This window comes from Streptomyces xanthii (assembly GCF_014621695.1).
Lineage (GTDB): Bacteria > Actinomycetota > Actinomycetes > Streptomycetales > Streptomycetaceae > Streptomyces > Streptomyces xanthii.
Window position 1 is genome coordinate 150,347 of the sequence record NZ_CP061282.1, and the last position, 6,530, is coordinate 156,876.

A 6,530-nucleotide genomic window follows, 5' to 3' on the forward strand; every position below is an offset into this window, starting at 1 on the left:
CCCGCACGTCCCGCGTACGCCTGACAGGAGACCCGACATGGTGACTTTCGTGAACAAGCTGACCGTCCACGGCGACGTCGAGGAGTTCCTCGCCGCCAAGGACCGTGTCACGGCCTACATGAGCGCCCAGCCCGGCTACCTCGGTCACCAGACGCTGCGCCTGTGCGGCGGCGAGCCCGTCTTCCTCGAGCTCGCCCAGTGGCAGGACGCCGCCGCCCACCGCGCCGCCGTCACCCACCCCGACTTCCAGGCGCTCGTCGGCGGACTGCGCGGCCTTGCCACCCCCGAGCCCGGCCTGTACGAGCTGCTGGCCGACCGCAGCAGCACCCCCGCCGAGCCGGTCACGGCCGGCGCCCGATGAGCCCCGGCACCGAGGTCCTCGTCGTCGGCGCCGGGCCCGTCGGCCTCACGGCGGCCCACGAACTGGCCCGCCGGGGTCTGCGGGTGCGCCTCGTCGACGCCGCCTCGGGCCCCTCCCGCACCAGCCGCGCGGTCGCCGTCCACCCGCGCACCCTGGAGACGTTCGACCAGATGGGGACGGTCGACGGCATCCTCGAACACGGCCGCCCCAACCGGGCGTTCACGATGTACGCCGGCGGACGCCGCCTCGTGCGCCTGGAGGCCGACTACGCGTCGATGCCGACCCGCCACCCCTACAGCGTCATCATCGGGCAGACCCGCACCGAGGCCGTCCTGCGCGACGCCGTCTCCCGGCTCGGCACCGAGGTCGAATGGGGCGTACGCCTGACCGGCTTCGAGCAGGACGCGGACGGCGTCCGGGTGCGGCTGCGCCACGGCGACGGCACCGAGGAACAGTGCACGGTGCCCTGGCTGGTCGGCTGCGACGGCGGCCACAGCACGGTCCGCAGGACGCTCGGGCTGCCCCTGCTCGGCGAGAGCCGCGACACGTGGATGCTCGCCGACGCCCCCGTCCGCACCGACCTGCCGCCCGACAGCATCTACTGGGTGCACACCGGCGGCCAGGCCCTGATGATGGTCCCCTACGCGGACCAGGGGCGCTGGAGGCTGCTCGACACGGCCCCCGACACCCCCGACGCGACCGGCGCCGCCGACCGGTTCACCGCCAAGCTCTCCCGGGGCCTCGGCACCGACGTACGGGTCGGCGAACCCGAGTGGACCTCCGTGTTCACGTTCCAGCAGCGCATGGTGCCGCGCATGCACGAGGGCCGGGTGTTCGTCGCGGGCGACGCCGCCCACGTGCACAGCCCCGCCTCCGGCCAGGGCATGAACACCGGCATCCAGGAGGCGTACAACCTCGCCTGGAAACTGGCCGCGGTCCAACAGGGCCACGCGGGAGCGCGGTTGCTCGACACCTACGGCGACGAACGCGTCCCCGTCGGCAAGGCGCTGCTCGGCTCCACCCGCACGGCCACCGCGCTGGTCCAGTTCCGCAACGCGCTGGCGGGCGTGGCCCTCCCGGTCGTCTTCTCCGTCGTCCGCGCCCTGCCCGCCCTGCGCCGGGCCATCCAGCGCAAGGTCCTGGGCGGCATGTCCGGCCTGCGCCTCGACTACGCCGACTCCCCGCTGACCACCGGCGCCGGACCCGAACCCGTCCCCGTCGCCACCCCCGTCGCGGCGCCCGTCATGGTGCCGCGCCGGCGCCACGTGCCCGCGCCCGGCGAACGCGTCGCCGGCGCCGCCCGCGTCAGCGACGCCCTCGTGCGCGAACTGCGCGACGTGCGCTGGACCCTGCTCGTCGCCCCCGGCGGCCACGACCCGTCGGGCCGGCCCGTGCGCGCCGCGCAGCAGGCCGCCGACCGGTACGGGGCCTGGCTGTCCGTGCGCTCCGTGGGCGGCAGCGGCGCCGGGCCCGCACCGCTGCCCGACCCCGACGGCGCCCTGTGCGCCGCGCTGGGCCTCACCGCCGACGGCTGGGCGCTCGTCCGCCCCGACGGCTACCTCGCCGCGCGCGGCGAGTACCTGACCCCGGCCGCGCTGGACGCCGCCCTGGCCCCCGCCCACCCGGTTCCCGCCGGACCTGAGGCGCCCCTCGAGCGCGGCTCCGGTGCCCTTCGAGCCGTTCAGGACAGGGTCGATACCGGCGTACAGGGCGGGCGGGCCGTCCCGGGCCGCCCCCTGAGCAGGAAGTGAGGGACTGGACATGGCCGTTGAGCGAGTGCACCGCACGACGCACGAGGTGACGGTGGCCGCGCCCGCGGGTGTGGTCTACGGACTGATCTCCGACGCGGTCCGCTGGCCGCTGTTCTTCCCGCCCAACGTGCACGTGGAGCAGCTGGAGTTCGACGGCGACAGCGAACGGCTGCGCATGTGGGCCGTCGCCAACGACGAGGTCAGGTCCTGGACCTCGCGCCGCCTCCTGGACCCGGGCCGCCGGCGCGTCGAGTTCCGCCAGGAGCTGCCCGCCCGGCCCGTCCAGTCCATGGGCGGTACATGGATCGTCGACGCGCTCGGCGCCGACCGGTCGCGGCTGACCCTGCTGCACGAGTTCACCGTCGCCGACGACGACGCCGACGACGTGGCCTGGGTGCGGCGGGCCACGGACACCAACAGCCGCTCGGAACTGGACAACCTGCGCCGCCTCGCCGAGCGCTGGGGCCGCCTGGACGAACTGGTCCTGTCGTTCGAGGACTCCGTGCGCGTGAACGGCCCCGCCGAACTCGTCTACGACTTCCTCTACCGGATCGGCGACTGGCCCGAGCTGGTGCCGCACGTCTCCCGGCTCGACTTCACGGAGGACGAGCCCGGTGTGCAGGTCATGTCGATGGACACCCGCACCGCCGACGGCGGCACGCACACGACCGAGTCGGTCCGCGTCTGCTTCCCGCACGCCGGACGCATCGTCTACAAGCAGACGGCGACCCCGCTGCTGATGTCGGCGCACACCGGCGAATGGTCCGTCGTCCCCGACGAGACGGGCGTGACGGTCTCCTCCCAGCACAGCGTCGTGCTGCGCGAGGAGAACATCACGCGCGTCCTGGGCGAGGACGCGGACGTCGCCCGGGCCCGCCGCTACGTCCGCGAGGCGCTCGGCCGCAACAGCACGGCCACCCTCGAACTCGCCAAGCGGCACGCGGAGAGCGCGGTCACCGTCCTGTGAACGCGTCGTCCGTCCTCGACGCGCCCCCGGCGCCCCGGCCGGGCCCGCCCCCGCAGGAGCCCCTCGACGGGACCGAGCGCGCCGCCCGCCTCGAGCGGCTCCTCGGCGACCCCCACGACCCGCACAATCCGCACGGCTACCGGGCCCTGCTCGCCGCCGACGAGGCGCGCCGCACCCCGGAGGCCACCGAGGCGCTGCTGTCCGACGTGGGCCTGGGCGCCGAGTTCGTCCCCCGCGGCCTCGGCGGCCGGCTCGCCCGCCCGGACGTGCTCGCCCGTGTCCTGCGGCCGGTGTTCCGGCGGGACGTCGCGCTCGGCTTCGGCCACGGGATCACCTCCCTGTTCGGTGCCTCCGCCGTCTGGGCGGCCGGTGACGAGCGCCAGCGCGCGCACACCGCGCGCCTGCTCCTCCAGGGCGGCGGCGGGCGGGTCACGATCGTGCACCACGAACTCGCGCACGCCAACGCGATCCTGCGCGACGAGTTCACGGCGCGCTCCGCCGTCGGCGGCGGCTTCGTGCTCGGCGGCCGCAAGGACGTCGTCATCAACGCCGACCGCGCGGACGCGCTCGTCATGTACGCCCGCACGGCGACCACGGCCGGCTCACGAAGTCACTCCGTGCTGCTGCTCGATCCCGAGCGGCTCCCGCCGGGCGGCCTGCGCAGGCTGCCGCGCGTTCCCACCCCCGGAATGCGCGGCAGCCACTTCTCCGGGCTGGAGTTCGCCGACTGCCCGGCCCCCGCGGACGCGCTCGTCGGGGACGTCGGCGACGGCGTCCCCCTCGCACTGCGCACCTACATGGTCAACCGCTGCCTCATCCCCGGCACCGTCGTCGCCGGGGTGGACAGCGCCCTGCGGTTCGCGGTGCGCGCCGCCACGGCCGGGCGCGAGGGCGGACAGCCGGCCCGGCGCCATCACAAGGCGCTCGCCGGGGTCTTCGCCGACCTGCTGGCCTGCGACAGCATGGCCGTCACCGGGCTGCGGTCCCTGAGCCTGCTGCCCGACAGCGCCCATCTGACCGCGGCGGCGGTCAAGCTGACCATGCCGGACCTGCTGCGCGAGGACCTCGAGGAACTGGCCACCGTTCTCGGCGCCCGCGGCTACGACCGGGGACCCGCGTACGGCGGCTTCCAGAAGCTCGTGCGGGACCTGCCCGTCGCCGGGCTCGGCCACGCCGGGAACGCGGCCTGCCGGGCCGTGCTCGTGCCGAGGCTGCGCGCCCTGGCCCGCACCTCGTGGTTCGCCACCGAGGAACCGACCGCGCGGCTGTTCCTGCTGACCGCGCCCGTCCCGCCCCTCGACTACCGCAAGCTGTCCCTGACCGGCGGCGACGACGTGCTGACCGCCGCCCTGATCGGTGTCGCGCACCGGCTGGGACCGCTGCGCGGCGGCGGCCCGGCCTGGGCCGCGCTCGCCGACCTCGCCGACGCCTTCGTCCAGGAGACGAGGGCCCTGCGCGAGCAGTGCGCCGCGCTGCCGGAGTCGGCCCGTGACCTGCTCGCCGACCCCCGGGGCTGCGCGCTCGCCGACCGGTACGTGCTGGTGCTCGCCGCCGCCGCGTGCCTGGGCGTGTGGCAGGGCCAGGACGGCACGGACTCCTTCCTCGCCCAGCCGGACTGGGCGGTCCTCGCCCTCAGCCGGATCGGCCGCAGGCTCGGCGTACCGGTCCCCGAACTGCCCGACACCGTCACCCGGTCCGTCCTGGACGAGGTGCTCCTGCGGCACCGCGAGGGGCGCAGCTTCGACGTGTACGACACGCACGTCTCGGGCTAGAAGGGAGCCTGCATGGACCAGCCGAGGATCGCTCCGCCCCTGCACGTCCGGCCCGCCGGGCCGTGGCGCAGGGTGCCCGAGCACCTGGCCGCGTACGGCAACGCCGTCGTGTACACGACCTGGGGCGAATGGGTGCCGGCCGCCGTCACCGAGCCCCGGCTGCGCCGGCTGCTCGGCCGGGACTGGACCCGCTACCGGCGGCTCCCCGACCCGACCGTGCGGCTCCGGTTCGTCGCGTCGCGGCTGCTGATGAAGTACACGGCGGCCGCGGCCCTGCGCGTGGACCCCGAGTCGCTGGAGGTGTCGTACCGGCTGGGCGGGCGGCCCTACCTGCGCGGGTTCGACCAGATCGACCTGAGTCTCACGCACACCGGCGACCTCATGTCCGTCGGGCTCAGCCGCGACGGACGCATCGGCGTGGACGCCGAACCCGCGGACCGGCAGATGCGGTTCGACCTGCTGCAGGCGCAGATGTGCACCCCGTCGGAGGCCGCCGAACTCGCCCCGCTGCCCCAGGACGAGCAGACCGCCGAGACCCTGCGGCTGTGGACGCTGAAGGAGGCGTACACGAAGGCGCTCGGCCAGGGCATGCGGCTCGGCTTCACCGAGTTCGGCTTCGGGCTGCGCACCGGCCGGCTGCTCGCCCCGGACGGCCACCGCGCCTCGCGCGGCGAGTGGTCCTTCGCCACCCATCACGCCCTGGACCGCTACCTGTTGAGCACCGCCTGCCACGACGCGGGCCTGGACACTTCCCACGACACCTCGGCGCGCACCACCCTGGACCCGGGATTCGCGGCGGCCATGGCCGACGTCTTCTAGGACCCGCTCCCGGAGGGGGCCTGCTCCGGAAGCGCTCGCCCGGCCCTCGAGACCGGCTGGAGCGGAGGGGGTCGCGGGCCCGGTGGCGGATAGCGTGCTCGGCATCCACCGAGTGCGTGAGGGGGCACGTCATGCCGGAAGCGGGAGCCGAGCTCGTACGGTCCACCAGGCTGCGGGTGCTGCCCGGCGGTGCCGCCGCGCCCGCGCCGGGCACGGTGCGGATCTTCCTCATGGGCGGTGACGCCCTCGCCCGCGCGGGCGTGATGGCACTGCTCGCCGACCACGAGGGCCTCGCCTTCGTCGGCGACGACGAGCCGGGCCCCCGCGCGCTGGCCGCGCTGCGCGCGCACCGCCCCGACGTCCTCGTCGTGCACGGACCGCGCGAGCCCCACGAGGTCGCCGCGCTCCTGGCCGGCGTCGACCCCGAACTGCCCGTGCTCACCGTGGGCGGCTGCGACCCGGACGCGCACAGCGCGCGGCTCCTGCGCGGACACCTGCCCGCCACCACCACCGCGCGCCAGCTCGCCGCCGCCGTGTCCCTGGCCGCCGCCGGCTACGCGCTGAGCCGCGGCGCCCGTCCGGAACCCGAGCACGCCGCGCCCGACCGGCCGCGCCGCGTCGGCACCCGTACGGGCCAGGGCACGGGCACCGTGTCCGACGTGCCGCCCGACACACTGACCGACCGCGAGGGGCAGGTCCTCGACCTCGTCTCGCGCGGCCTGTCCAACACCGAGATAGCGCAGTCCCTGACGCTGTCCGAACACACCGTCAAGACACACGTGCAGAACCTGCTGCAGAAGCTGCGCGTGCGCAACCGCGTCCACGTGGCCATCTACGCCTTCGAGTCCGGGCTGCGCTGA

General features: G+C 75.3%; 6 protein-coding genes. All 6 read left to right on the top strand.

What is annotated here, in order from left to right; translation table 11 throughout:
* Nucleotides 1-37 precede the first annotated feature (37 nt).
* Nucleotides 38-361 (top strand): antibiotic biosynthesis monooxygenase family protein, encoded by a 324-nt coding sequence (locus IAG42_RS36425; protein WP_188341897.1) that lies wholly within the window; start codon nt 38-40, stop codon nt 359-361.
* The gene (locus IAG42_RS36430; RefSeq protein ID WP_188341898.1) at nt 358-2,112 is read left to right on the top strand and encodes an FAD-dependent oxidoreductase; all 1,755 of its coding nucleotides are present in this window, start codon (nt 358-360) and stop codon (nt 2,110-2,112) included. The genes IAG42_RS36425 and IAG42_RS36430 overlap by 4 nt, the downstream gene beginning before the upstream one ends.
* Before the next feature lie 10 nt (nt 2,113-2,122).
* Nucleotides 2,123-3,079: an aromatase/cyclase gene (locus IAG42_RS36435; RefSeq protein ID WP_188341899.1), complete on the top strand. Its 957-nt coding sequence runs from the start codon at nt 2,123-2,125 to the stop codon at nt 3,077-3,079.
* Nucleotides 3,076-4,851 (top strand): acyl-CoA dehydrogenase, encoded by a 1,776-nt coding sequence (locus IAG42_RS36440; protein WP_188341900.1) that lies wholly within the window; start codon nt 3,076-3,078, stop codon nt 4,849-4,851. The genes IAG42_RS36435 and IAG42_RS36440 overlap by 4 nt, the downstream gene beginning before the upstream one ends.
* Nucleotides 4,852-4,863: 12 nt before the next feature.
* Nucleotides 4,864-5,670 carry a 4'-phosphopantetheinyl transferase family protein gene (locus IAG42_RS36445; protein WP_188341901.1) on the top strand — a complete coding sequence of 269 codons (807 nt, stop codon included), beginning with the start codon at nt 4,864-4,866 and terminating at the stop codon, nt 5,668-5,670.
* 131 nt (nt 5,671-5,801) lie between these two features.
* On the top strand, nt 5,802-6,530 hold the full coding sequence (locus tag IAG42_RS36450) for a helix-turn-helix transcriptional regulator (RefSeq protein WP_188341902.1): 729 nt from the start codon (nt 5,802-5,804) through the stop codon (nt 6,528-6,530).